The sequence below is a fragment of the Paraburkholderia sp. A3BS-1L genome (assembly GCF_051125215.1).
GTDB lineage: Bacteria > Pseudomonadota > Gammaproteobacteria > Burkholderiales > Burkholderiaceae > Paraburkholderia.
In genome coordinates this window covers 254,475-277,657 of record NZ_CP120442.1, presented here as the reverse complement: position 1 = coordinate 277,657, position 23,183 = coordinate 254,475, and the positions used below count along the sequence as shown (strand labels likewise).

23 protein-coding genes are annotated in these 23,183 nt (G+C 67.0%); 15 read left to right on the top strand and 8 right to left on the bottom strand.

Annotated elements, in window-relative coordinates; all coding sequences use genetic code 11:
• Window positions 1-71: 71 nt before the first annotated feature.
• From P5W99_RS01230 to P5W99_RS01215, 4 genes are all read left to right on the top strand, one after another.
• Window positions 72-710, top strand: a complete 639-nt coding sequence (locus P5W99_RS01230; protein WP_421022835.1) for a thiol:disulfide interchange protein DsbA/DsbL — start codon at window positions 72-74, stop codon at window positions 708-710.
• A gap of 14 nt (window positions 711-724) precedes the next feature.
• A complete protein-coding gene (locus tag P5W99_RS01225; protein WP_421044585.1) occupies window positions 725-1,498 on the top strand; it encodes an SDR family oxidoreductase in 774 nt (257 codons plus the stop codon).
• 161 nt (window positions 1,499-1,659) lie between these two features.
• Window positions 1,660-3,267: an ABC transporter substrate-binding protein gene (locus P5W99_RS01220; protein ID WP_434661564.1), complete on the top strand. Its 1,608-nt coding sequence runs from the start codon at window positions 1,660-1,662 to the stop codon at window positions 3,265-3,267.
• A gap of 342 nt (window positions 3,268-3,609) precedes the next feature.
• Window positions 3,610-3,939 carry a hypothetical protein gene (locus P5W99_RS01215; RefSeq protein ID WP_421022832.1) on the top strand — a complete coding sequence of 110 codons (330 nt, stop codon included), beginning with the start codon at window positions 3,610-3,612 and terminating at the stop codon, window positions 3,937-3,939.
• Between the two features lie 32 nt (window positions 3,940-3,971).
• On the opposite strand, the gene fabI is transcribed toward P5W99_RS01215, so the two are convergent.
• Entirely contained in the window at window positions 3,972-4,751 is a 780-nt protein-coding gene (gene fabI, locus P5W99_RS01210; protein ID WP_421044588.1) for an enoyl-ACP reductase FabI, read from the bottom strand.
• 182 nt (window positions 4,752-4,933) lie between these two features.
• On the bottom strand, window positions 4,934-7,534 hold the full coding sequence (locus P5W99_RS01205; protein ID WP_421022830.1) for a DUF3141 domain-containing protein: 2,601 nt from the start codon (window positions 7,532-7,534) through the stop codon (window positions 4,934-4,936).
• A 432-nt stretch (window positions 7,535-7,966) separates the two neighbouring features.
• On the opposite strand from P5W99_RS01205, the gene P5W99_RS01200 reads away from it, so the two are divergent.
• Window positions 7,967-8,908: a bifunctional enoyl-CoA hydratase/phosphate acetyltransferase gene (locus P5W99_RS01200; RefSeq protein ID WP_421022829.1), complete on the top strand. Its 942-nt coding sequence runs from the start codon at window positions 7,967-7,969 to the stop codon at window positions 8,906-8,908.
• A complete protein-coding gene (locus P5W99_RS01195) occupies window positions 8,905-10,167 on the top strand; it encodes an acetate/propionate family kinase (RefSeq protein WP_421022828.1) in 1,263 nt (420 codons plus the stop codon). The genes P5W99_RS01200 and P5W99_RS01195 overlap by 4 nt, the downstream gene beginning before the upstream one ends.
• 41 nt (window positions 10,168-10,208) lie before the next feature.
• On the opposite strand, the gene P5W99_RS01190 is transcribed toward P5W99_RS01195, so the two are convergent.
• Window positions 10,209-10,829 (bottom strand): RBBP9/YdeN family alpha/beta hydrolase, encoded by a 621-nt coding sequence (locus P5W99_RS01190; RefSeq protein ID WP_434661561.1) that lies wholly within the window; start codon window positions 10,827-10,829, stop codon window positions 10,209-10,211.
• 210 nt (window positions 10,830-11,039) lie between these two features.
• Here P5W99_RS01190 and P5W99_RS01185 point away from each other — a divergent pair, with 210 nt between their 5' ends.
• The 6 genes from P5W99_RS01185 to P5W99_RS01160 are packed head-to-tail and all read left to right on the top strand — an operon-like array spanning window position 11,040 to window position 15,200.
• Window positions 11,040-11,990 (top strand): 2-hydroxyacid dehydrogenase, encoded by a 951-nt coding sequence (locus P5W99_RS01185; protein ID WP_421022826.1) that lies wholly within the window; start codon window positions 11,040-11,042, stop codon window positions 11,988-11,990.
• 29 nt (window positions 11,991-12,019) lie between these two features.
• Complete coding sequence (locus P5W99_RS01180) at window positions 12,020-12,946, top strand: hydroxymethylglutaryl-CoA lyase (protein ID WP_421022825.1); 927 nt, start codon at window positions 12,020-12,022, stop codon at window positions 12,944-12,946.
• A gap of 34 nt (window positions 12,947-12,980) precedes the next feature.
• Entirely contained in the window at window positions 12,981-13,502 is a 522-nt protein-coding gene (locus P5W99_RS01175) for a YbaK/EbsC family protein (RefSeq protein ID WP_421022824.1), read from the top strand.
• On the top strand, window positions 13,499-13,783 hold the full coding sequence (locus tag P5W99_RS01170) for a DUF1289 domain-containing protein (protein ID WP_421022823.1): 285 nt from the start codon (window positions 13,499-13,501) through the stop codon (window positions 13,781-13,783). The genes P5W99_RS01175 and P5W99_RS01170 overlap by 4 nt, the downstream gene beginning before the upstream one ends.
• Window positions 13,780-14,256: a MaoC family dehydratase gene (locus tag P5W99_RS01165; protein WP_421022822.1), complete on the top strand. Its 477-nt coding sequence runs from the start codon at window positions 13,780-13,782 to the stop codon at window positions 14,254-14,256. The genes P5W99_RS01170 and P5W99_RS01165 overlap by 4 nt, the downstream gene beginning before the upstream one ends.
• Entirely contained in the window at window positions 14,253-15,200 is a 948-nt protein-coding gene (locus P5W99_RS01160; RefSeq protein WP_421022821.1) for an MBL fold metallo-hydrolase, read from the top strand. The genes P5W99_RS01165 and P5W99_RS01160 overlap by 4 nt, the downstream gene beginning before the upstream one ends.
• A gap of 291 nt (window positions 15,201-15,491) precedes the next feature.
• Here P5W99_RS01160 and P5W99_RS01155 read toward each other — a convergent pair whose 3' ends face one another.
• Both P5W99_RS01155 and P5W99_RS01150 read right to left on the bottom strand, forming a co-directional pair.
• Window positions 15,492-16,793, bottom strand: coding sequence for a DUF445 domain-containing protein (locus P5W99_RS01155; protein WP_421022820.1), 1,302 nt, complete (start codon window positions 16,791-16,793; stop codon window positions 15,492-15,494).
• A 116-nt stretch (window positions 16,794-16,909) separates the two neighbouring features.
• Window positions 16,910-17,809: a DMT family transporter gene (locus tag P5W99_RS01150; protein ID WP_421022819.1), complete on the bottom strand. Its 900-nt coding sequence runs from the start codon at window positions 17,807-17,809 to the stop codon at window positions 16,910-16,912.
• A gap of 145 nt (window positions 17,810-17,954) precedes the next feature.
• On the opposite strand from P5W99_RS01150, the gene P5W99_RS01145 reads away from it, so the two are divergent.
• The gene (locus P5W99_RS01145) at window positions 17,955-18,425 is read left to right on the top strand and encodes an Lrp/AsnC family transcriptional regulator (RefSeq protein ID WP_434661558.1); all 471 of its coding nucleotides are present in this window, start codon (window positions 17,955-17,957) and stop codon (window positions 18,423-18,425) included.
• A gap of 26 nt (window positions 18,426-18,451) precedes the next feature.
• Here the strand turns inward: P5W99_RS01145 and P5W99_RS01140 are convergent, their stop codons facing one another.
• Window positions 18,452-19,351: an alpha/beta fold hydrolase gene (locus tag P5W99_RS01140; protein ID WP_421073438.1), complete on the bottom strand. Its 900-nt coding sequence runs from the start codon at window positions 19,349-19,351 to the stop codon at window positions 18,452-18,454.
• A gap of 127 nt (window positions 19,352-19,478) precedes the next feature.
• Here P5W99_RS01140 and P5W99_RS01135 point away from each other — a divergent pair, with 127 nt between their 5' ends.
• Entirely contained in the window at window positions 19,479-20,444 is a 966-nt protein-coding gene (locus tag P5W99_RS01135; RefSeq protein ID WP_421022816.1) for an NAD(P)H-dependent flavin oxidoreductase, read from the top strand.
• Window positions 20,445-20,498: 54 nt separating this feature from the next.
• On the opposite strand, the gene P5W99_RS01130 is transcribed toward P5W99_RS01135, so the two are convergent.
• Together P5W99_RS01130 and P5W99_RS01125 are read right to left on the bottom strand one after the other, a co-directional pair.
• Window positions 20,499-21,464, bottom strand: a complete 966-nt coding sequence (locus tag P5W99_RS01130) for a LysR family transcriptional regulator (RefSeq protein ID WP_421022815.1) — start codon at window positions 21,462-21,464, stop codon at window positions 20,499-20,501.
• A 134-nt stretch (window positions 21,465-21,598) separates the two neighbouring features.
• Complete coding sequence (locus tag P5W99_RS01125) at window positions 21,599-22,696, bottom strand: porin (RefSeq protein ID WP_421022814.1); 1,098 nt, start codon at window positions 22,694-22,696, stop codon at window positions 21,599-21,601.
• 127 nt (window positions 22,697-22,823) lie between these two features.
• On the opposite strand from P5W99_RS01125, the gene P5W99_RS01120 reads away from it, so the two are divergent.
• Window positions 22,824-23,159, top strand: a complete 336-nt coding sequence (locus tag P5W99_RS01120; RefSeq protein ID WP_421022813.1) for a hypothetical protein — start codon at window positions 22,824-22,826, stop codon at window positions 23,157-23,159.
• Window positions 23,160-23,183 lie beyond the last annotated feature (24 nt).

Sequence of the window (23,183 nt, the reverse complement as noted above, 5' to 3'; positions counted from 1 at the left end):
CGAACGCGCATGACGCGCTCGCGCACCGCCTCGCCGGACGCCGCCGGCCCCGTTCACTGGAATAACACGCTATGAAACGACTTCTCGGAACGCTTTTGGTCTCGCTCTCGATGCTGGCCGGCACGGCCTACGCCTCGCCCGAAGCGCCGGTCGCCGGCAAGGACTACACGGTCCTCAAGGCCGTGCAGCCGCTCGACGTGCCCGCGGGCAAGATCCAGGTCATCGAGTTCATGTGGTACGGCTGCCCGCACTGCAACGAGTTCGACCCGCTGCTCGAAGACTGGATCAAGAAGCAAGGCCCGGACGTCGTGTTCAAGCGCGTGCCGGTGGCATTTCGCGACGACTTCATCCCGCATTCGAAGATGCTCTACGCGCTCGACGCGCTCGGCCTCACGCAGAAACTCACGCCGGTCATCTTCCATGAGATCCACGTGAACAAGAACTACCTGCTCACGCCCGACGACCAGGCGAAGTTCCTCGCCACGCAAGGCGTCGATCCGAAGAAGTACATGGAAGCGTACAACTCGTTCTCGACGCAAAGCTCACTCCAGCGCGACAAGGCTGTGATCGAGGCGTACAAGATCGACGGCGTGCCGACCATCGCGATCCAGGGCAAGTACGAGACGGGGCCGGCCGCGACCAACAGCCTGCCGGGCACGCTCCAGGTGATGGACTTCATCATCTCGCAAATCCGCGCCAAGAAGATGTGAGCCCGCGCGCCGGCATGACGTCCCCCTTGAAGGTCTTCATCACCGGCGCGTCGAGCGGCATCGGCGCTGCGCTCGCCGCCGAATACGCGCGGCGCGGCGCCATCCTCGGGCTCGTCGCGCGCCGCGCCGATGCGCTCGAGGCCTTCCGTGATTCTCATCCGCAGCACCCCGTCTCCCTCTATTGCGCCGATGTGCGCGACGCCGATGCGCTCGCGGCCGCCGCGCGCGCCTTCATCGCCGAGCACGGCCTGCCCGACGTGGTGATCGCCAACGCGGGCGTGAGCCGTGGCGTGCTCACCGGTCACGGCGACCTCGCCACGTTCCGCGAGGTGATGGACACCAACTACTTCGGCATGGTCGCCACCTTCGAGCCGTTCGCCGAGGCGATGGCGCAGGCGCGGCGCGGCACGCTCATGGGCATCGCGAGCGTAGCGGGCGTGCGCGGGCTGCCGGGCTCGGGTGCCTACAGCGCCTCGAAGGCGGCGGCGTTTGCGTATCTGGAGTCGCTGCGCGTGGAGATGCGGCCGTTCAAGGTGCGCGTGGTGACGATCGCGCCGGGCTACATCCGCACGCCCATGACGGCGAAGAACCCGTACCGCATGCCGTTCCTCATGGACGCCGACCGCTTCGCCGCCAAGGCCGCCGACGCCATCGCGCGCGGCACCGCCTTCGCAGTGTTCCCCTGGCCGATGCGCGTGGTCGCGGCACTGCTCCGCGTGCTGCCGCGCTGGCTCTACGACCGCGCGTTCGAACGCGCCCCGCGCAAGCCGCGCGCCGCCCAGCATTGACCGCCCGCGGCCAGTCCGCACAATCGCTCCGCGCAACCGCGCTACAACCGCCCCACGCCGCCCCGCCCGATCGCGCCCCATATGGGTATGCCGATTATGTTGTTGTCTGCGCAATGTCCCTTCGTTAAGCTTGGCCGGCTATAAAGCCAAACGGAGACCCCATGCGCTTCCTCTCGCCCGCTCCCGTGCTCGCCGCCGCGCTTGGCGCGGCGCTCGCCTGCGCGGCCCTGCCCGCGCTCGCGAAACCGCTCACGGTGTGCACGGAATCGAGCCCGGATGGCTTCGACGTCGTGCAGTTCAACTCGCTCGTGACCACCAACGCATCCGCCGACGTGATCTTCAATTCGCTCGTCGCCTACGACGAAGCGCAGAAGAAAGTGGTGCCCGCGCTCGCGCAGTCGTGGGACGTAAGCGCGGACGGCCTGACCTACACGTTCCATCTGCGTCCGAACGTGCAGTTCCAGACCACCGAATGGTTCAAGCCCACGCGCGCGCTCAGCGCCGACGACGTTGTCTTCACCTTCGAGCGCATGCTCGACCCCGACAATCCGTGGCACAAGGTGGCGGGCGCGAGCGGTTTCCCGCATGCGCAGTCGATGGGCCTGCCGAAACTCATCAAGTCGATCACCAAAGTCGACGCGAACACGGTGAAGTTCGAGCTCAACGAGCCCAACGCCACCTTCTTGCCGATCCTCACGATGGGCTTCGCGTCGATCTACTCGTCCGAATACGCCGAGCAGCTGCTCAAGGCCGGCAAGCAGATCGACCTGAACGCGAAGCCCGTGGGCACCGGCCCGTTCGTGCTCAAGAGCTACACGAAGGACGCGGTGATCCGCTACGACGCGAACCCCACGTACTGGGGGACCAAGCCCAAGGTGGAGCGCCTCATCTACGCGATCACGCCCGACGCCGCCGTGCGCGCGCAAAAGGTGAAGGCCGGCGAATGCCAGATTGCGCTCTCGCCCAAGCCCCAGGACGTGGCCGACGCCAAAACCGACAAAGCGCTCAAGGTCGTGCAGACGCCCGCGTTCATGACAGCCTTCGTCGCGCTCAACACGCAGAAGAAGCCGCTCGATAACCCGAAGGTGCGCCAGGCGCTGAACCTCGCGTTCGACCGCACGACGTATCTCAAGGCGATCTTCGACAACACGGCCATGCCCGCGACCAACCCGTGGCCGCCCATCACCTGGGGCTACGACAAGTCGATCTCGCCGTATCCGCACGACATCGCGAAGGCAAAGCAGTTGCTCGCCGAGGCCGGCGTGCCCAACGGCTTCGCGACCACGATCTGGGTGCGTCCGAACGGCAGTGTCCTGAACCCGAACCCGCGCGCGGGCGCCGAACTGCTGCAGGCCGATTTCGCGAAGATCGGCGTGAAAGCGGAGATCAAGGTGATCGAGTGGGGCGAGCTCATCAAGGAGGCGAAGCAAGGCCAGCACGACACGCTGTTCATGGGCTGGGCCGGCGACAACGGCGACCCCGACAACTACCTCTCGCCGCTCTTTAGCTGCAACGCGGTGAAGTCGGGCATCAACTTCGCGCGTTTCTGCGATCCGCAGCTCGACAAGCTGATCGCCGACGGCAAGACCACCGCCGACCAGGCGCAGCGCGCGAAGGACTATGAAGCCGCACAGAAGATCATCCACGATCAGGCGCTATGGATTCCGCTTGGCTATCCCACGGCCGCGGCCATCACGCGCACCAACGTGAGCGGCTATCAGGTAAGCCCGTTCGGACGGCAGAACTTTGGGGGCGTTTCGGTGCAGTGATAGGTGCGCGTTGCACCGTCGCGCAAAAAAGCCGGAGCATGTCTCCGGCTTTTTTGCGTCTCGAGGCATGCCTGGCGGGGTGGTGCCGCACTCGTTACCCACGCCTGAAATACGCAACATCTTGCGTCCAATCAGGGCGCGTCACTTTTTTTCACGAAGCGGTACCGCACCCCGAAAAGCCCTGTTTTACGGGGCTTTTCGCGCGCACGCTCTCGCTCGAAAGCGCGCTTCGGGCCCGCATGGCCTCGCGACACCGAGACGATTGTTGCAGTTTTGTAATCCACGGCGCCGCAGCCCGGATTAGATTGGAGGTGTCCATTCAACGAGCCAAAGGAGACTCGAATGAACGCGAAACTCATTGCCGCATTGGGTGCGGGCGCAACGATTCTCGCCATCTCGCAGACCGCGACGGCCGGCGTCTCCGTGGGACTCGCCGTTGGCGTGCCGGTTTATACGGCGCCCGCGCCGGTTTATACGGCGCCCGCGCCGGTCTATGCGGCGCCGGCTTACGCGGCACCGGCTTATGTGGGCTGGCGCGACGACGACCGCCGCTGGGACGAGCGTCGCTGGAACGAGCGCCGCTGGGAAGACCATCGCTGGAACGACCATCATTGGGGCCACGACCGCCGCTGGGACGATCGTGACCGCGACTACGGCTACCGCCGCTGGTAAGCGAACGGGTCGAGCGCGTGAAGCCTGCGCGCTCAGGCCATGATGTGCGAGCCGCCGTCGACGTAGACCGTATTGCCGGTCAGGCGGCGGGCGTAGCGCGTCGCGAGCCAGGCCGTCGCGTAGCCGACGTCCATGATGTCGACGAGTTCGCCTAGCGGCGCGCGCTCGACGGCTTCCGCGAGCATGCGGTCGAAATCAGGCAGGCCGGAGGCGGCACGCGTCTTGAGCGGCCCCGGCGAGATCGCATGCACGCGAATGCCGAGCGGCCCGAGCTCATAGGCGAGATAGCGGCACGAGGCTTCCAGCGCCGCCTTCACCGGTCCCATCAAGCTGTAATTCGGCACGACGCGATTCGCGCCATCGTAGCTCATTGCGAACAGCGTGCCGCCGCGCGGCATCAGCGGCGCGGCGCGCTTCGCCATGCGGATGAACGAGTGGCACGAGACGTCCATCGCATACGCGAAACCTTGCGCCGACGATTCGAGCAGGCCGCCCTGGAGGTCGGCCTTCGGCGCGTTGGCGATCGAATGCAACACGATATCGAGCGTGCCCCACTGCTCACGCACCGCGTCGAAGACAGCGTCGAACTGCGCCTCGTCCTCGACGTCGAGCGGCAGCAGCATTGCCGCGCCTAGCTGGTTCGCCAGCGGCTCGACGTAAGGCTTGGCCTTGTCGTTGAGGTACGTGAGCGCGAGCTCGGCGCCCAGCTCCGCAAATGCGCGCGCGCAGCCGTAGGCAATCGATTCGGCGTTCGCCACGCCCGTCACGAGAGCGCGCATGCCTGCAAGCGGCTGGTCTGGAAGAGTTTGCATGGATGGCCTCGACGATCTGTCGCGACGCGGCGCGGATTCGATGCCCGCCCGATTCACGGTTCGCGGTTCGGCGCGCTCGCACGCGTGGCGGTCCACATGCGCGAGCGCGTTCTCTCAGGTTCTTTTGTTCACGTGCCCGGCGTATTTGCCGCGCGCGCTTTTTACCAGCTCATTTTTCAGGCTTACTTGCCCGCGCCAGACGATGCGCGGCGGCGGGCCGCACGCGCGGGCTTCGCTAGCGGCGCGCGCGAAGACGCGGGTTCGGCGGTGGGCTTCGTCGGCTTCGAAGCTTTCTTCACCGTTGCCGCCTTCGTTGTCGCCGCGCTCTTCGAGGCCTTTGCCGGTTTCGCATCGCCAGCGTTGTCCACCTTGCCCACATTGCCCGTGCCGCCCGCGTCATTGCCGCTTCCCGGCGGCGGCGGCAACGGCTCCTTCTCGCTGCCCGGCTCCACGCCCAGCACGCGCTGAACCTCGGCGAAACGTTCCGCCCGCTCGCCATCGAGCGGCGCCGAGGCCGTCGCCACCTGGTACACCACCGAAAGCAGCAAGCGGCGCGTGCGCATGTCCGGCACCAGCTCGGGAAGCGCCTCGATGGCGGCATTCGCGTCGAGCTGCACGATCGCCCCCTGGCGGCGCGCCGACTCCTTCAACTCGGCGATGCTCGGCTGGCGATCGCCCATGTATTCGCGCGCGAGTTCGCGCATGCGCTGGAACGGGCGGTACTGGACCACGCGCATCTCATCGGCGAGATAGGCCATGATGCGCATGAAAGCATCGACGGGCGTGCCCTTGTTCACGTGCTCGCGCGCGGCGCGCAGGCGCTGCTGCGCGAGTTCCTTGCGCAACGCCGTGAGCGGCGGCGCGACCGGGTCGAGCGGCGTATTGGGCACAACGCCCACCCACGCCTGCACCCAAGGCGCCGTGTACATGCGGTAGAAGGTGTCTTCGATCCATGTGTCGCGCGCGTCGCGCCACGCGTCCCACGCGCCTTCGATGCTCGCCGATACCTGCTGCTCGATCAGCGTGAACGGATTGTCGGGCGCGGCCGGCACGCGGTTCGCACGCACCGCCTGCGCCATGGCGGGCAGCATGCCGAGCGCCGGGTTCGCGTCGCTGAACAGGCTGCGCTCCACGCGCGCCGGATGCGTCTCGCGCAGCAGGTGCGCCGAAAGCGCGGTGCTCGACGCGCGCACGAATGGCGACACATAGAGGTCGTAAAAGCGCTGACTATTCTCCGCGATGCGGCGCACGACTTCGAACGGCTGTTCGTCGTCGCGGCCATCGTCGAGCGCGAGAATATCGTCGATGGTGCGGCGCTCGAAACGGATCTCGTAGCGCCCTTCGAGCGCTTCGAGCCGCCCGGCCTGTGGCGCCGAGTCGGTGATCTTCGCTTCGTAGAGGCCCGGCGGCAGCACGTCGATCAGATCGAGCGCCGAAAATAGTTCGGTATGCTCTTTATTCGCCACGCTCGCCGAAACGAAGATGCCCAGGTGCCCCACTTTGTCGTGCAGGCAGTAGACGATCACCTGCTCGTTCGCGACGATCTCGTCCACGCTCGCGTAGAGATCTGGAATCCAGTTGAGCGCTTGCTGCGGCGGCGTGATGTTGTCGCCCCACGAAGCGAGCACGATGATCGGCGTGCGGATGTTGCGCAGATCCACCGGCGCGCGCGCGTGCTTCGCGTAGACCTCGTTGCGCGTGAGGTGATTGCCGACGAACAGGTTCTGCACGATCCAGTCGATCTCGGCGCGGTTGAGCTGATAATGCCCGCCCCACCAACGCTCGAATTCGAGGAAACGCTCGCGCTCGGTATCGACTTTCGCGTAGAGGTTGTAGAGCTTGCCCCAGAACGTATTGGCCGGATTGAGGTTCTCGAAGTTCTGCACCAGATGCGCGCCGTCGAAGTGGCCGTCGCCAAGATCGGCGGCAAGCGACGACATCCAAGAGCCGCCCAGCATGCCGCCCGAGTAGCGCATGGGGTTCTTGCCGCGCACGCCGGCCCAGTAAGACAGCGGCGAGCCCGCGAGCATCAGCGGCCCGACCAGCGTTGGCGCGGACGCCGCGACCAGCGCCGCGGCCCAGCCGCCCTGGCAGTTGCCGATCACGAAGGGCTGGCCGTCCGCGTCGGGGTGCAGCTCGCGCACCTTGCGCAGGAACACGATTTCCGCCTCGCCCACCGACTGGATCGTCTGCGTTTCGGTCGGCACCGGGAAGAAGGTCACGAAGTAGCACGGATGGCCCTTGCGCAGCGCGATGCCCACTTCGCTGTCCATCTTGAAGCCTGCGATGCCCGGGCCATGCCCCGCGCGCGGGTCGATCACGACGAACGGGCGCATGCGCGCATCGGTCTCTACGCCCGCTTCAGGCTTGATGCGCAGCAGCGCGTAGTTGCACGGATCCTCGAGCTCGCGGCCATCGACCATCACTTCATAGTCGAACGCGAGCACCGGCGGCATGCCGGCCTTCTCGTGCAGCCAGGTCTGGTTGCCGCGCTCGCGCAGCACGTCGAGGAACAGGACGCTGCGCTGCCAGGCATCGAACAGGTAGTCGAACAGCGGCTGGAGCGCGGCGGGCGCCGCGGCGGGCAGCGCGGGCGGGGTGGGCATGCCGGGCATGGACGCCGCGCCGGCAGACTCGGCGAACGCGTCGAAGAGGGGCTGGAAAGGCTGGAAGGACTGCACGGCCTCGAAACCCGGCAACGGCCAGAGCGGCCACAGGGAACGGCGTGGGGAAGTAGGCGAGGAATCGGACGAGAGCGCAGGCGAGAAAGCGGATACTGCCACGTGACAAATCTCCTATAACGGGGCGTGCATGGCGTGCGCACGACAGTCATGCTGCACTGCAGTATTTCAATCTAGGCAGAGTTTTGCGCCAAGTCAAGCCGTGCGGGATCGCGCGCGCGCTTCATGATCGCGCGGCGGCGTGAAGAGCGCGTGACAGACCGTGCCGGCGCGCCCGCCCAAGCCGTTGCATGGATGATGCGCCGTGCATTGGGGGCAGTAAGCCGCACGCCGCGGCTGCACACTTTGCGGCCGGCGCGAGATGCGCTGGACTACACTGTTAGCGGTTTGCGCGCCGCAACATGAACGCGTGAAGGCGCGCTGCCGCGCCACCGTGGTTTCGCTTGCTCAAGACCTGCTCACGGCCATTTCGTGCTGACTTTCGTGCCGATTTTTGCGCCCGCGAGAGGCCCTGGCTTCGGATGAGAGACAGACATGACTGCAACGCCCGACAAGTATTCCGCCCTGCTGGCCCGCTGCGCGGGCCTCGCGCCCGTGCCCACAGCGGTTGCGCACCCCTGCGATGTCTCGTCGCTCACGGGCGCGATCGACGCCGCCAACCTCGGCCTCATCGAGCCGCTCCTGGTCGGCCCCGAGGCGAAGATCCGCTCGGTGGCGCAAGAAGCGCGGCTCTCGCTCGAAAACGTCAAGATCGTGGATGTGCCGCACAGCCACGCCGCCGCCGAACGCGCGGTGCTCGCGGTGCGCGAGGGCGAAGCCGAGCTGCTCATGAAGGGCAGCCTGCACTCCGACGAACTGCTGCACGAAGTGGCGCGGGGCGCGAGCGGCCTGCGCACCGAGCGCCGCCTCTCGCACGTGTTCGCGATGGACGTGCCCGCGTATCACAAGCCGCTCTTCATCACCGACGCCGCCGTCAACATCTTCCCCAAGCTCGCCGACAAAGCCGACATCGTGCGCAACGCCATCGATCTCGTGCAGGCGCTCGGCATCGCCACGCCGAAGGTCGCGATCCTCGCAGCGGTGGAGACGGTCTCCGACAAGATGCCCTCGACCATCGAGGCGGCCGCGCTGTGCAAGATGGCCGACCGCGGCCAGATCGCGGGCGGCCTGCTCGACGGTCCGCTCGCCTTCGACAACGCGATCAACGCCGAGGCCGCGCGCATCAAGGGCATCACCTCGCAGGTCGCGGGCGACCCCGACATCCTGCTGGTGCCCGACCTCGAAGCGGGCAACATGCTCGCCAAGCAGCTCACCTTTCTTGCCGGCGCGGAATCGGCGGGCATCGTGCTCGGCGCGCGCGTGCCCATCATCCTCACGAGCCGCGCCGACACCGTGCGCGCGCGCATCGGCAGTTGCGCGATCGCGGTGCTGCTCGCCCACGCGCGACGCACGCGCATGACCACGGAGGCCCTGTGAGCACGACGCCGGCTTTTCCCTCCTCCGCGAACCATGCGCACGGCGAAGGCCAGATCGTGCTGGTCGTGAACGCGGGCTCGTCGAGCATCAAGTGCTCGGTGTATCGCGTCGTCGACGATCCTCGCGCGGAAGGCGGCGCGCGCGCGATTTTCGGCGCGGGCGGCCAGATCGAAGGCATCGGCGTGGCGCCGCGCGTGGTCGCGCGCATGGCCGACGGCCGACTCATCGTCGACGAGAAGTTTCCGGTCGCCCAAGTCGCCGACCACGACGCCGCGTTCCGCCTGCTGCGCCTCGTGCTCGCGGTGGGCCTGCGCGACACGCCGCCCGCCGCGATCGGCCACCGCGTGGTGCACGGCGGCACGCACTTCAAGGACGCGGTGCTCATCGACGACAAGGTGATCGAAGAACTCGACTCGCTCACGCCGCTCGCGCCGCTGCATCAGCCGCACAATCTCGCGGCGATCCGCGCAGTGCGCACGGCCGCGCCAGACCTGCCGCAGGTGGCCTGCTTCGATACGGCCTTTCACGCGGGAAACGGCATCATGGCGCAGCTCTTCGCGCTGCCGTACCACTACTACGAGGAAGGCATCCGCCGCTACGGCTTTCATGGCCTCTCGTACGAGTACATCGCGCACTACCTGCACGCCACCGAGCCCGACGTCGCGCGCGGCCGCGTGGTGGTCGCGCATCTGGGCAACGGCGCGAGCCTGTGCTCGATGAAAGACGGCAAGAGCGTCGAGACCACCATGGGCCTCACCGCGCTGGACGGCCTGCCGATGGGCACGCGCAGCGGCGCCATCGATGCGGGCGCGGTGCTCTGGATGATGGCGCGCGGCATGGGCTACGACGAGATCGAGAAGCTGCTGTACCAGGAGTCCGGCCTCAAGGGCCTCTCGGGCGTGAGCAGTGACATGCGCGAACTGCTCGCGAGCGACAATGAGCGGGCCCGGCTCGCCATCGACTTCTACACGTACCGCATCGCCCAGGAAGTGGGCAAGCTCGCCGTCGGGTTGGGCGGGCTCGATGCGCTGGTGATGACGGGCGGAATCGGCGAGCATGCCGCACCGATTCGCGCGCAGGTGTGCGAACGGCTCGCGCCGTTGTTCGGCATCGCGCTCGACGCGGCGGCCAACGACGCCGGCAAGGAGCGCGTGAGCTCGCGCGAAAGCCGCGTGCCGGTCTTCGCGATCCGCACCGACGAGGAAGGGATGATCGCGCTGCACACGGCGCGTCTGCTGCGCGAGGCGCTGGCGCACTGATGCCGCGCCGGCGGGCGAGCAGGCTGCGGACCGGTTGAGACTCAGGCGAGCTTCAACCGGTCGCTCACGCCGAAGTCGCTGCCGGCATGCAGACGCCTCGGCGCTTCGCAATGCACGAGCGTATCGACCAAATACTTCGCGCGCGGCCACGGCCCGAACCCCGCCGCCGTGTTGACATGCCCCGCGTCGCCGAGATTCACGAACGCGCTGCCCAATTGCTGCGCGAGGCGCTGCGCGCCTTCGAGCGGCATCCACGGGTCGGTCTCGCTGCCGATCAGGATCGCTGGCATGGGAAGCCGGCGCGCCTCGAAAGCGCCGGCAAAGCGAAACTTCTCCGGGCTCGCAGGCGCGACGAGCAGCGTACCGACCACGTCGGCGGCAACCGTCCCCTTTTGAAGCGCGTGCGCCGCCACGAGGCAGCCATAACTGTGCGCCGCGAGCACGAACGGACCCCGCTCGCGCGCGAGCAGCCGCCCGAGCGCATGGCTCCAGCGCGCCAGATCGGGCGCGTCCCAGTCGTCCTGCTCCACGCGCAACGAGCGCGCGAACTGGCGCTCGAGCCAGCTTTGCCAATGCCCGCCCTCGCTGCCGTGCAGGCCCGGCACGGTGACGAGTCTGGGCGGCCAGCGCGAGGCACACGAAGAAGCGGCGTGCGAAAGCATGATTTTTTCCTCGCTTCGACGGATCGTGAACGGATTGTGAGCCGCCGCCCCTGCGCGCCAAACCAATTTTTTCCGCTTTGCTTTTTCTCGCTCCGGCCACGGCGCGGAACCGCGTGGAGAAAGCCGGCGGCTTACGGCATGAAAAAGTAGAATGTGGCGACCGATCCCACTCGTCTCACGATTTCCACCATCCGCAGGGAACGAACCGCGATGAAAATTCTGTTCTGGCTCCCGCAAGCCGACGCCACCGCCTGGCTCGACGGTCTCTCGCGCGCCCTGCCCGGCGCCGAGCTGCGCGCATGGCAGCCCGGCGATACGGCCCCCGCCGATTACGCCGTGGTCTGGCATCCGCCGCGCGAGCTGTTCGCCGCGCGCTCGGGCCTGCGCGCGGTCTTCAATCTGGGCGCGGGCGTCGACGCGATTCTCGCGCTCGAACGCGATCATCCGGGCACGCTGCCGAAAGACGCGCTGCTCGTGCGCCTCGAAGACTCGGGCATGGCGCCGCAAATGGCCGAATACGTGCAGCACGCGGTGCTGCGCTACCTGCGCCGCTTCGACGAATACGCGCTGCAGCAGGCGCGCCGAGAATGGCACGTGCTCGCGCCGCATCCGCTCGAGACCTTCACGGTGGGCGTGCTGGGCCTCGGCGTGCTGGGCGCGCACGTCGCGCGCGCAGTGGCCTCGCTCGGCGTGCCGGTGCGCGGCTTCTCGCGCAGCGCGAAAGCCCTCGACGGCATCGAGACCTTCTCGGGCGAGCTGCGCGGCCCGCAGTTCGACGCGTTCCTCGCCGACGTGAAAGTGCTCGTGAACCTGCTGCCCGCCACGCCCGACACCGAAAACGTGCTCGACGCGAACACCTTCGGCAAGCTCCCGCGCGGCGCGTATCTCGTGAACGTCGCACGCGGCGCGCATCTGGTGGAACAGGATCTCGTCGATGCCCTCGCGAACGGCGCGCTCTCGGCCGCCACGCTCGACGTGTTCCGCCACGAGCCGCTCGCGGACGATCACCCGTTCTGGCGCGAGCCGCGCATCACGATTACGCCTCATAGCTCGGCGCTCACGCTGCGCGAGGAAGCGATCTCGCAGGTCGCGGACAAGATCGCAGCGCTCGCGCGCGGAGAAACGGTGAGCGGGATCGTGAATACGGCGCGCGGATATTGAGGCGCGAGAACACAGTATTGGAGACAGACATGGCAACCCTCCCCACCGCAGTCAAAATCGTCGAAGTCGGACCGCGCGACGGTCTGCAAAACGAAAAAGAATTCGTGCCCACCGCCGTGAAGATCGAGCTGATCGACCGGCTCTCGAAGGCGGGCTTTCCGAACATCGAAGCGGCCTCGTTCGTTTCGCCGAAATGGGTCCCGCAGATGGCCGACGGCGCCGAGGTCATGGCCGGCATCGCGCGCCGCGAGGGCGCGATCTATTCGGTGCTCACGCCGAATCTGCGCGGCTTCGAAGGCGCACTCGCCGCGCGCGCGGACGAGATCGTGATCTTCGGCGCCGCGAGTGAGGCGTTCTCGCAGAAGAACATCAACTGCTCGATCGCAGAAAGCATCGAGCGCTTCGCGCCCGTGGCCGAAGCGGCGAAGGCCGCCGGCGTGCGCATTCGCGGCAGCGTCTCGTGCTCGTTCGGCTGCCCGTACCAGGGCGAGGTGCCGGTGGCGTCAGTCGTCGACGTGGTGCAGCGCTTCGCGGCGCTCGGCTGCGACGAGATCGATATCGCCGACACCATCGGCGTGGGCACCGCGAAGCGCGTGCACGAAGTGTTCGAGGCGGTCACCAAAGTGTTTCCGCGCGAGCGCCTCTCGGGCCACTTCCACGACACCTATGGCCAGGCGCTCGCCAATATCTACGCCGCGCTCGAAGCAGGCATCGAAATCTTTCACGCCTCGGTGGCGGGGCTCGGCGGCTGTCCGTACGCAAAGGGCGCGACCGGCAACGTGGCGACCGAAGACGTGCTGTACCTGATGAACGGCCTCGGTATTCATACGGGCATCGACCTCGACCAGGTGGTGGAAGCCGGCGACTTCATTTCGAAGGCCATCGGCCGCGCCAACGTCTCGCGCGCCGGCAAGGCGCTGCTCGCGAAGAAACAGAGCGCCGCGGCATGTGCCTGAGTTGCAGCCATTGCAGCACGAAGGAAATCACGACATGACGGAAACGCTCATCAACTCGGAAAAGGACGGCTTCGAAGCCCTGCCCGATTCCGCACGCCGCGTCGCGCTGCTCCTGCGCGAGCGCGGCCACGCGAAGCCGGTCGTGCTGCTGCCCGAGACCGGCAAGACCTCGGCGGAAGCGGCGGCCGGGCTCGGCTGCGAAGTCGCGCAAATCGCCAAGTCGATCCTGTTTCGCCGCCGCAAGGACGATGCGCCCGTGCTCGTGATCGCGAGCGGCGCCAATCGCGTCGATGAAAAGAAGGTCGAGGCGCACGTGGGCGCAGTGAGCCGCGCCGACGCGAAGTTCGTGCGCGAGATGACCGGCTATGCGATTGGCGGCGTGTGCCCGATCGGCCACGCCACTGCGCCCGTCACGCTGATCGACGCCGACCTGTTCGCGCTCGAGAGCCTGTGGGCCGCGGCGGGCCATCCGCATGCGGTTTTCAATCTTTCGCCGCAGGAACTGGCGGCGCTCACCGGCGCGCCCGTGGTGGACGTCGCGCTGCGCGACGCATGAACTCGAACCGGAGCCCAACGCGCGCGACCGCCCAGGCGCCCTCGCCCTGCATCAACGTATGCCGCATGCACGAGCCGAGCGGCCTGTGCGAAGGGTGCCTGCGCACGATCGACGAGATCGTTGCATGGTCCACGCTCGACCACGCCGCGAAGCGCGCCGTATGGGACGCGATCGAGACGCGCCACGCGCAGTGGCTGTGTCGGCCCGGAGTTGGCGCTTCAGCGCTTACTCCGGCCCCACGCACCGCGCGCGACGCGGCAAAAGCAGGAGACGCCCGATGACCATAGGCACCGGCGCGCCCGCCCGTGTCGTGACGATCGGCGAGACGTTTCGCTCGACGCTCGCGCTTTCGCCCAACACGGTGAAGTCGTTCGCCACGCTCGTGAACGACCTGAACCCGCTGCACCACGACGACGCCTACGCCGCGCAGAGCCGCTTCGGCGGTTTGATTGCCTCGGGCACGCAACCCACCGCGCATTTCATGGCGCTGCTCGCCACGCATTTTTCGCAGTACGCGCAGCCGCTCGGCCTCGAATTCGACATGAAGCTCAAGCGCGCGGCGCACGCCCATGACGTGCTCACCTTCGAATGGCGCGTCGTGGAGGCCCACTGGAAAGCCAGCCTGAACGGCGATCTCGTGAAGCTCGAAGGCACGGCCGTGAACCAGAACGGTGAGACGCTCGTGGTGGGCCGCTCGACGATCCTCGTGATGCCGAAGCCTCAGGCACCGGCGAGCGAAGCGGCCACGCGATGAGCCACGCTGCACATCCCCCCGCCGCCACGCTGCCGCCATCGATCCGCGTGTTCGAGCGCGGCTGGCTCTCGTCGAACAACGTGCTGCTCGTCGATGAAACCCGCGCGGCGCTCGTCGACACGGGCTACGCCACGCATGCCGCGCAAACCGTCGCGCTCGTGCAGCACGCGCTCGCGGGGCGCGCGCTCGATACGATCGTCAACACCCATCTGCACTCGGATCATTGCGGCGGCAACGCGCGCTTGCAGGCGCAATGGACCTGCGAGACGCTCATCCCGGCCGCCAGCGCGAGCGCCGTGCGCGCCTGGGACGAAACGCGGCTGTCCTTTCTCGCCACCGGCCAGACCTGCGAGCGCTTCGCTTTCACGGGCACGCTCGCGCCGGGTGCGCGCGTGACGCTTGGCGGCTTCGAGTGGGAGGTGATCGGCGCACCCGGCCACGACCCCGATTCGCTGATGCTGTATGCCGCCGGGCCGCGCGTGCTGATCAGCGCCGACGCGCTCTGGGAGCACGGCTTCGGCGTGATTTTTCCGGAACTCGAAGGCGCAAGCGGTTTTGCGGAGCAGCGCGCGGTGCTGGACGCCATCGCGCAACTCGACGTGGCCGTGGTGATTCCGGGCCATGGCGCGCCATTTTCGAATGTGAGGGCCGCGCTCGACCGCGCCTATGCGCGCCTCGCCTGGCTGAGCGCCGATCCCGCGCGCAACGCCAAAAACGCGCTCAAGGTGCTGATCGTGTTCAAGCTGCTCGAAGTGCGCACGATGACGTTCGCGGCGCTGGACACGATGCTCGCCGAGGCGGCAATCATGCGCGCGGCGGCGCGGCAGCTCGCACCCGAAGGCGCCTGGCCCGCGCTGGTGCGCGAACTGGCCGGGGAGCTCGCGAAAAGCGGTGCGCTCGTGATGGGCGAGAACGGGGTCGAAGCGCCCGCCGGCATGGCTTGACCCACTCGCCCCGCACTGATCCACGCATCGTCCGCGCGCCAGCAAAAAAAACGCTCGCCCTTTTTTCGGGGGCGAGCGTGAGTATCGTGCTCTGACGTGATCAAACTGTCGAGCCGATCATACTCGCGCGCGAATTTGCGTCGCATCGGTGATTTCCCTACAGACTGCTATCGGCACCCGATTCAAAACGTTTGCGCAACGAATAGCATGCGCAATTAATTCGAAATCCGAATCGATAAAAAATCGTGGCGAATCGTGGCAAATAATCGGCGCCACACGTTCACGAACATTTCACCAGCCGAGTTGCAGGCGCAACCATTCGAACAGGTGCGAGCACAAGTACAACCCGAGCCCGATCGTCCCGCCGATCACCGTGCCGTTCACGCGGATTTCCTGCAAGTCCTTGCCGATCTTCAGCTCGATCAGGCGCGCGGTGTCGCGCGTATCCCAGTTCCGCACCGTGTCGCGAATGTGATGCGTAAGGTAGCGCGCGAAATCGGGCGCCATCGCACGCGCGGCGTCTTCGAGATGGCGGTTGATCGACTCGCGCAGATCCGCGTCGGCGGCCAGCGACTCGCCGAGCCAGCGGCCGGTCGCCACCACCTTCGCGTGCAGCGTCGAATCGGGGCGATCCAGATCGTCGCGCAGCCACGCCCGCAGGCTGCCCCATAGCGCACCGGTGTACTCGTTGAGCGCGCTGCCTTCGCGCAGGCTGGCTTTCAGCTCCTCGCCCTTGCGCAGGAACGCGGGATCGCTTTTGAGCTGCACCACGAGCTTGTGCACCACCTCGTCGAACTTCTGGCGCAAGTGGTGCTCGCGGTCCGCGCTCACCTGCAGCAGCAAACGGTTCACCGCACTTTCCAGCACGCGCGCACCGCTGTCGCCGATCCATTCCGAGGGCAGGAGCTTTTCGGTCAGCGGAAACTCGCCCTTGAGTCCGTCGACGATGCGCGCCGCCACGAACGTGCGCGTGCTCTCCTCGGCCAGCAAGGCGCCCAGCTGATCGAGCATCTTGTCGAGCAGTTCCTGATGGCGACCGTCTTTCGTGAGCGTGTCGAGCAGCGCGCCCGCCGACTTCGAAAGATCGACCTTGTCGAGCGCCGCGTGCAGGCCGTCGCGGATGAAGGCCTGGATGCGCGCGTCGTCGGTGAGGCCGAGCAGGCCCGACATCAGCCGCACCGCGTAGTCGCCCAGATGCTGCGCGTTGCTCGGCGCGGTGAGCCACGACGAGAGGCGCTCGACCGGGTCGTGGCGGCGGATCAGCTCGACTAGCGCATCCACGTTGAGAAACCGGTCGTGCACGAATACGGCGAGCTCGTCGGCGATGCGATCCTTGTTGCGCGGAATCACGCCCGTGCGCGCGGCGATGAACGGGATCGGCACGCGCCGGAACAGCGCGACCACGGCGAACCAGTCGGCGAGCGCGCCCACCATGGACGCTTCGCTGACCGCCTTGATGCCGTCGACCACCACGCCCGGCGGCGCGAGCGCCGTGGCGACGAACACCAGCGCAGCCGCCACCAGCAGCAGCAGGGCGCGGCGCTTGGCGCGCTTGAGTTCGGCTTCGTCGTGGCTGGCGTCGGAGAGGGTCATGCGCTGGTGCATCGTCGTGGTCGGGAAACCGCGACATTATGCGGCCAGCGTGCCCGCAACGCCGCGCACGCCACATTCGTGACTCGCCGCGCACGTCAGGTCACGCCAATGACGCCTCAAGCGGACGACGCCTTGCGCCGCGGCGGCACGATCCGCCAACCGAGATTGACGCCCGCCGCCGCAAGCAGGATGAGCGCCGCGCCCGCGACCTGGATCCAGGCGAGGCGCTGCCCGAACGTGAGCCAGTCGACGAAGATCGCCACCACGGGGTAGATGAACGAAAGCGCGCCGGTCATTGCCGTGGGCAGCTTCTGGATTGCGCCATAGAGCAGCACGTACATCACGCCCGTGTGCACGATGCCGAGCGTGGCGATCTGCACCCAGTGCACGGGCGTGGCGGGCAGCGTGTCGTAGCGGATGAACGGCGCGAGCACGAGCGCGCCGAAGCCAAGCTGCACGAGCGCGATCAGATGCGGCGGCGTGCCTTTGAGACGGCGCGTGATGATCGACGAAATGGCGTAGAGGAACGCGGCGCCGGCCGCGCACGCCACGCCCTGCAAATACTCGCCCGGCACGGCCAGCACGGCCGGCTGCACTTCGACCACGCCCACGAGCCCGACGAAGGCGAGCGCGAGCCATGCGACGGTAGATGCGCTCACGCGCTCGCCCAGCACGAGCGCCCCGAGGCCGACGAGCATGAAGGGCTGCGTGTTGTAGACGGCGGTGGCCATCGAAATGGAGGCGCGCGAATAGGCGGCGAACAGCAGCACCCAGTTGGCGACGATGGCCGCGCCTCCCGCTATGGCGAGCGCGAGCGTGCGCCAGGGCAGCCTGCGCCGCAACAGGCCGAGCGCCGCGCAAGCGAGCGCCAGCGTCGCGCCGCCGAGCACGCAGCGCATGAACGCCACGTTGATCGGCGCCTGCTGCGAATCGACGACGAGCCAGCCGATGGTGCCGGACATCAGCATCGCGGCGACCATCTCGGCCGCGCCGCGGCGAACTTCTGGGGAAGACATGACCGGGTGCTCCGCGTGAGTATCTGCCTGAAAGTTTACTCAGCACGAAGCGCGGAATACATGGCTAAACTAAGGTCGATAGATTGAATTGCCATCGAATCGAAGGCTGGCAAACAAATATGCGAGCGAACATGCAGGTGAATCCATGAACAAACGCCCCACCGCGCCTGCGCCCATCGCGCTCGACGAGATCGACCGCGCGTTGCTCGCCGCGCTCGCCGAAGATGGCCGCGCGAGCGTGAGCGACCTGGCCCGCCAGATCGGGCTTTCCGCGCCGAGCACATCGGAGCGCCTGCGCAGACTCGAAGCTCAGGGCGTGATCGGCGGCTACACCGTGCGCATCGACCCGCGCGCGCTCGGTTATACGCTGCAGGCGATCGTGCGCGTGAAGCCCCTGCCGGGGCAGTTGCATCTGGTCGAAGAAGTGATCCGCCGCATTCCCGAGTTCATCGAATGCGACAAGGTCACCGGCGACGACTGCTTCATCGCCCGGCTTTATCTGCATTCGATCGACCAGCTCGACGAAATCCTCAACAAGGTCACCGAGCGCGCGGAAACCAGCACCGCCATCGTCAAGTCCACACCCGTGGCGCGCCGCCTGCCGCCGCTCGGCTGAACGCGTCGGCGCGGCGCGCGACGCACTCACTCCTGACGCTCGGTCGCCTCGAAGAACGAGAGGATTTCCCCCACGAGCGCCTCATGCGCTTCCTCGGGAATGTAGTGGCCGCACGGCAGCGCGCGGCCGCTCACGTCGCGCGCCACCTTGCGCCACTCCGCGAGCGGCTCGAAGCAGCGCTCGACCACGCCATGCTCGCCCCACAGCACCCGCAGCGGACACGCGACCTTGTGGCCGCGCTCGATATCGGCGCGATCGTGGTCGAGGTCGATGGTCGCGGAAGCGCGGTAGTCCTCGCACATCGCGTGCACCGCGCCGGGCTGGCGCAGCGCCGCGCGATAAGCGCCGAGCGCCTTGGGCGCGAAGGGGGCCAGGCCCGCATGGCGGCTGCCCATCACGCGCTCGATATAGGCGTCGGGATTCGCGCCGATCAGCGCCTCGGGCAGCGGCTCGGGCTGAATCAGGAAGAACCAGTGGAAATAGAGCGTGGCGAACTCGCGATTGGTCTGCTCGTACATCGCGAGTGTGGGCGCGATGTCGAGCAGCATCAGCCGCTCGACGGCGTCGGCGTGGTCGAGCGCCATGCGATGCGCGACGCGCGCGCCGCGATCGTGCGCGCACACGAGAAAACGCTCGAAGCCGAAGTGGCGCATGACCTCGACCTGGTCGGCGGCCATCGCGCGTTTCGAATAGGCCGCGTGGCTCGCGTCGCTCGTGGGCCTGGACGACGCGCCGTAGCCGCGCAGGTCGGTGGCGATCACCGTGAAGTGCTGCGCGAGATCCGCCGCACAGCGATGCCAGATCATGTGCGTCTGCGGATGGCCGTGCAGGAGCAGCAGCGGCGGCCCCTCGCCGCCACGGAGTCCGTGAATCTCAACGCCATCCGCGGTGCGAACGGTGAAAGGCGTGTATCCGTCGAACGGCATGTCGCGTCTCCATCGTCTATTTGTTGGTCTCAGGGTATTGTAGGAGGGGGGCGCAATGCGCCATCGCAAATTCGGGCACGAAAAGCTAGAAACCGAACACTCCCTCGACTTGCCAGGAGACCTCGCCATGGCATTGCCCGCCGTCTTGCAGAACCTCTCGTTGCCTGTCGTCGGCGCGCCGATGTTCATCGTGAGCTACCCCGAGCTCGTGCTCGCGCAGTGCAAGGCCGGCATCGTCGGCTCGTTTCCGGCGCTCAACGCGCGCCCCGCCGAACGGCTGGACGAATGGCTCACGCAGATCCAGGCGCAGCTCGCCGCGCACAAGGCCGCGAACCCGGACGCCGTGATCGGCCCGATCGCCGTGAACCAGATCGTGCATCAGTCGAATACGCGGCTCGAGCACGACGTGCGCGTGTGCGTGGACCACCAGGTGCCGATCTTCATCACGAGCCTGCGCGCGCCGCCCAGGGAGCTGCTCGACGCCGTGCACAGCTACGGCGGTGTCGTGCTGCACGACGTCATCAATCTGCGCCATGCCGGCAAGGCGCTCGAAGCGGGCGTGGACGGCCTCATTCTGGTTGCGGCGGGCGCGGGCGGGCACGCTGGCACGACCTCGCCGTTCGCGCTGGTGGGCGAAGTGCGGCGCCTGTTCGACGGCCCCATCGTGCTCTCGGGCGCGATCGCCAATGGCGGCTCGATCCTCGCCGCCCAGGCCATGGGCGCCGATCTCGCCTACATGGGCACGCGCTTCATCGCCACGCGCGAAGCGCATGCCGTGGAAGGGTACAAGCACGCGATCCTCGAAGCCAAGGCCGCCGACATCGTCTACACGAACCTGTTCACGGGCGTGCACGGCAACTACATCCGCGAGAGCATCGTCAACGCGGGGCTCGACCCGGACGCGCTGCCCGAGTCGGACAAATCGAAGATGAACTTCGGCGGCGACAAGGCCAAGGCCTGGAAAGACATCTGGGGCGCGGGCCAGGGCGTGGGGCTGATGGACGATGTGCCCTCGGTCGCCGAACTCGTCGCGCGCCTGAAGAGCGAGTACGACGAGACCCGCGCACGGCTCGGGATCGGGATCGCGCGCTGACGCGGCCGGCTGATTCCGCAAACTCTGCGGCGGCGTCGGGCGCGCGCCGCCTGTTTACGCCTTCCCGTTCGCAGCCGCGCGAGCCGCTGCCTCGCGAATCTCCTCGACGCCTGGCCATAGCGGGCGCTCGCCAAAGCGCTCCGCGAGGAAATCCACGAACGAGCGCACTTTCGCCGACAAGTGCCGGCGGCTCGCGTAGACCGCATAGATGGGCAGCTCGCGCGGCGGCAGCGCATCGACGAGCAGCGGCACGAGGCGGCCTTGCGCGATGTCGTCGCCGATCACCTCGGTGCCGAGCATCGAGAGCCCGCCGCCCTGCAGCAGCACCACGCGCAGCGCCTCCAGGTGATTGACGATCAGATTGCCGCCGGGCTTGGACCGCACCTGCCGCGCGCCGCCCTCCGCGAACGGTGCGAGCTCCGCCGCCGAGGCGCCCGCGTAATGCACGAACTTGTGCTGCGCGAGATCGGCGACGCTCTTCGGCACGCCGTGGCGGCGCAGATACTCGGGCGCGGCGCACAGCACGATATGCGCGGTCGCGAGCGGCCGCGCGATCAGCGACGACGCCTTAAGCCCCGAAGGCGCCGCGCGAATCGCCACGTCGAAGCCTTCGTCGATCAGCTCGACAACGCGGTCCGAGAGCGTGATGTCGACGGTGACCTGCGGGAAGCCGGCCGCATAATCGGCCACCGCGCCCATCACGTGGCGCAGGCCGAACGCCGTGAGCGACGACACGCGCAGGCGCCCCTGCGGCACCACGCTCGCGGCGCCCACGGCCTGGCCTGCTTCGTCGAGCTCGGTGAGCGCCTGGGCCACGCGCTCGTAGTATTCGCGGCCCGCCTCGGTGGGGGCGACGCGGCGCGTCGTGCGGTTCAACAGGCGCGCGCCGAGCTGCTGCTCGAGATGCATCACGTGCTTGCTCGCCATGGCGGCGGACATGTCCATGCGCTCGGCCGCCGCCACGAAGCTCCCCGCCTCCACCACGTGCCGGAACACTTTCATGCTGACAAGGGTATCCATCACGCCGCCCTTTTCGCCAAATTCAAATTCATCAAAAACCCGTCCCCAGGATTGTGCATGCCGCTCAAAAAAACAAAACCCCGCGCTGCGGACAGCGCGGGGTTTCTGCCTTATGGGCGTCAGCTCGGGGGCGCTTAGAACTTGGCGCGCAGGCCCACGCCGTAGGTCTGACCCGACGACATGTTGTCGAAGTGGTCGTACATATAGGCCGCGTAGACGTCGGTGCGCTTCGAAAGCGGGTAGTCGTAGCCGATCGCCGCGGTCGAGCGGGTCTGGTTCAGGCCGCCGCTGTCGCGCGAGTACGCGTACGAGGCCATCACCGTGCCCGTGCCGAGCGGCACCGTCACACCGCCCTGCGCCGTATTCACGTGCCAGCTGTTGAGGTCGCTGTTGTTGTTCGTGTACATGTACTGGCCGAAGAACTTCACGAACTTCAGGTCGTACGACAGGCCCACCTGGCCGATGCTCTGGCTGCGCAGGCCCTGGATGACCGTATCGCCGCTCACGATGCTGCCGATGTCGCCCGGCGTGTTGTTGAAGTTCACGTATTGCCAGACCGCCGTGGCGGCGAACGGGCCATTGAAGTACAGGCCCTGGACGCTCCACTTCTTCTTGCCGTTTTGGCCAGCCGTGTTGCCGAGCGAGTATACAGCCGTGCCCGACAGGCCGTTGAAGTTCGGCGTCGAGTACTGGATCGAGTTGTTCCAGCCCGAATCGCCCACCGCGCCCTGGTCGGTCGTGTAGCTCGGGAACGTCGAGAGCCCGAGGTACGTGTGGAAGATCATCGGCGAGAACGTGTACGAATCGACGAACGGGTTGAACAGAATCGTCGAGATGAACAGCGGCGTCGTCACGCGGCCCGCCACAACCGTACCGAACGGCGACTCGATGCCGACATACGCGTTGCGTGCGAAGAAGGTGTCGCCCTGGAACCGGCCGAACTGGCCGTTCTGCGCGCGGAAGAAGCTTTCCATCTTGAAGACCGCCTTATAGCCGCCGCCCAGGTCTTCAGCGCCCTTCAAGCCCCAGTAGGACGTCGACATGCCGCCGCCGCCGACGTTCCAGGCCGTCTTGCCATCCGGGAAGCGCGTGGCCCCGACCCATTCGTCGACCTGGCCATAGAGCGAGACGCTCGACTGCGCGAATGCCGACGACGATGCGGCGGCAAGCATGGCGGCAATGACACCCGCCTTGAGAGGCGTGCGCAGCGCGCGGCTGACGGCTTTTTTCATGGGTTCTCCTGTCTCTTTGTCAAAAAAGTGATTGGTTGGCGGCTTTGGCGCTCGTGCAAACCGTTTGTTATGTCGCCGTTCGCTGGCGTCGCCGTTCTGGGCGGGACCATCTTTGCGGACCAGATTGATGGACAAAAATATCGATTGTTATCGTCGGTATATCGATCCGCATAGTTTGCTGTCGGCAAACCCCGGTTCGACCGGTTCCAGCAGCCGTTTTGCCAGGGCGCGGCAACGCCGGCGCCAGGCCGGACACCCGCGTGGACTGGACTTCGGCCCGTTTTTTGCTGCTCTGCGGCTCCGCCGTCCGGGCACCATCCTCATGAAGCCAGGATTTGATGATGAAAGGGTATGGTATGACGAGAAATTTCCGAAAAAGTGTGGTATCCACGCGTCAGTTTTGAGACTCGCAGGAGCGAGCGATATCGACCGGACACGCCGTCCGGACGGTCGATTGGGCTGATGCGGGATCCGATTTGATCGACGC

Excerpts from the sequence above, each read along its gene's own strand:
- P5W99_RS01170 (WP_421022823.1), top strand. The coding sequence starts at position 13,499 with ATGAACTCGAACCGGAGCCCAACGCGCGCGACCGCCCAGGCGCCCTCG.
- P5W99_RS01220 (WP_434661564.1), top strand. The coding sequence starts at position 1,660 with ATGCGCTTCCTCTCGCCCGCTCCCGTGCTCGCCGCCGCGCTTGGCGCG.
- P5W99_RS01130 (WP_421022815.1), bottom strand. The coding sequence starts at position 21,464 with ATGGATACCCTTGTCAGCATGAAAGTGTTCCGGCACGTGGTGGAGGCG.
- P5W99_RS01230 (WP_421022835.1), top strand. The coding sequence starts at position 72 with ATGAAACGACTTCTCGGAACGCTTTTGGTCTCGCTCTCGATGCTGGCC.
- P5W99_RS01215 (WP_421022832.1), top strand. The coding sequence starts at position 3,610 with ATGAACGCGAAACTCATTGCCGCATTGGGTGCGGGCGCAACGATTCTC.
- P5W99_RS01145 (WP_434661558.1), top strand. The coding sequence starts at position 17,955 with ATGAACAAACGCCCCACCGCGCCTGCGCCCATCGCGCTCGACGAGATC.
- P5W99_RS01185 (WP_421022826.1), top strand. The coding sequence starts at position 11,040 with ATGAAAATTCTGTTCTGGCTCCCGCAAGCCGACGCCACCGCCTGGCTC.
- P5W99_RS01120 (WP_421022813.1), top strand. The coding sequence starts at position 22,824 with ATGGACAAAAATATCGATTGTTATCGTCGGTATATCGATCCGCATAGT.
- P5W99_RS01190 (WP_434661561.1), bottom strand. The coding sequence starts at position 10,829 with ATGCTTTCGCACGCCGCTTCTTCGTGTGCCTCGCGCTGGCCGCCCAGA.
- P5W99_RS01135 (WP_421022816.1), top strand. The coding sequence starts at position 19,479 with ATGGCATTGCCCGCCGTCTTGCAGAACCTCTCGTTGCCTGTCGTCGGC.
- P5W99_RS01125 (WP_421022814.1), bottom strand. The coding sequence starts at position 22,696 with ATGAAAAAAGCCGTCAGCCGCGCGCTGCGCACGCCTCTCAAGGCGGGT.
- P5W99_RS01150 (WP_421022819.1), bottom strand. The coding sequence starts at position 17,809 with ATGTCTTCCCCAGAAGTTCGCCGCGGCGCGGCCGAGATGGTCGCCGCG.
- P5W99_RS01180 (WP_421022825.1), top strand. The coding sequence starts at position 12,020 with ATGGCAACCCTCCCCACCGCAGTCAAAATCGTCGAAGTCGGACCGCGC.
- P5W99_RS01200 (WP_421022829.1), top strand. The coding sequence starts at position 7,967 with ATGACTGCAACGCCCGACAAGTATTCCGCCCTGCTGGCCCGCTGCGCG.
- P5W99_RS01140 (WP_421073438.1), bottom strand. The coding sequence starts at position 19,351 with ATGCCGTTCGACGGATACACGCCTTTCACCGTTCGCACCGCGGATGGC.
- fabI (WP_421044588.1), bottom strand. The coding sequence starts at position 4,751 with ATGCAAACTCTTCCAGACCAGCCGCTTGCAGGCATGCGCGCTCTCGTG.
- P5W99_RS01165 (WP_421022822.1), top strand. The coding sequence starts at position 13,780 with ATGACCATAGGCACCGGCGCGCCCGCCCGTGTCGTGACGATCGGCGAG.
- P5W99_RS01155 (WP_421022820.1), bottom strand. The coding sequence starts at position 16,793 with ATGACCCTCTCCGACGCCAGCCACGACGAAGCCGAACTCAAGCGCGCC.
- P5W99_RS01225 (WP_421044585.1), top strand. The coding sequence starts at position 725 with ATGACGTCCCCCTTGAAGGTCTTCATCACCGGCGCGTCGAGCGGCATC.
- P5W99_RS01175 (WP_421022824.1), top strand. The coding sequence starts at position 12,981 with ATGACGGAAACGCTCATCAACTCGGAAAAGGACGGCTTCGAAGCCCTG.
- P5W99_RS01160 (WP_421022821.1), top strand. The coding sequence starts at position 14,253 with ATGAGCCACGCTGCACATCCCCCCGCCGCCACGCTGCCGCCATCGATC.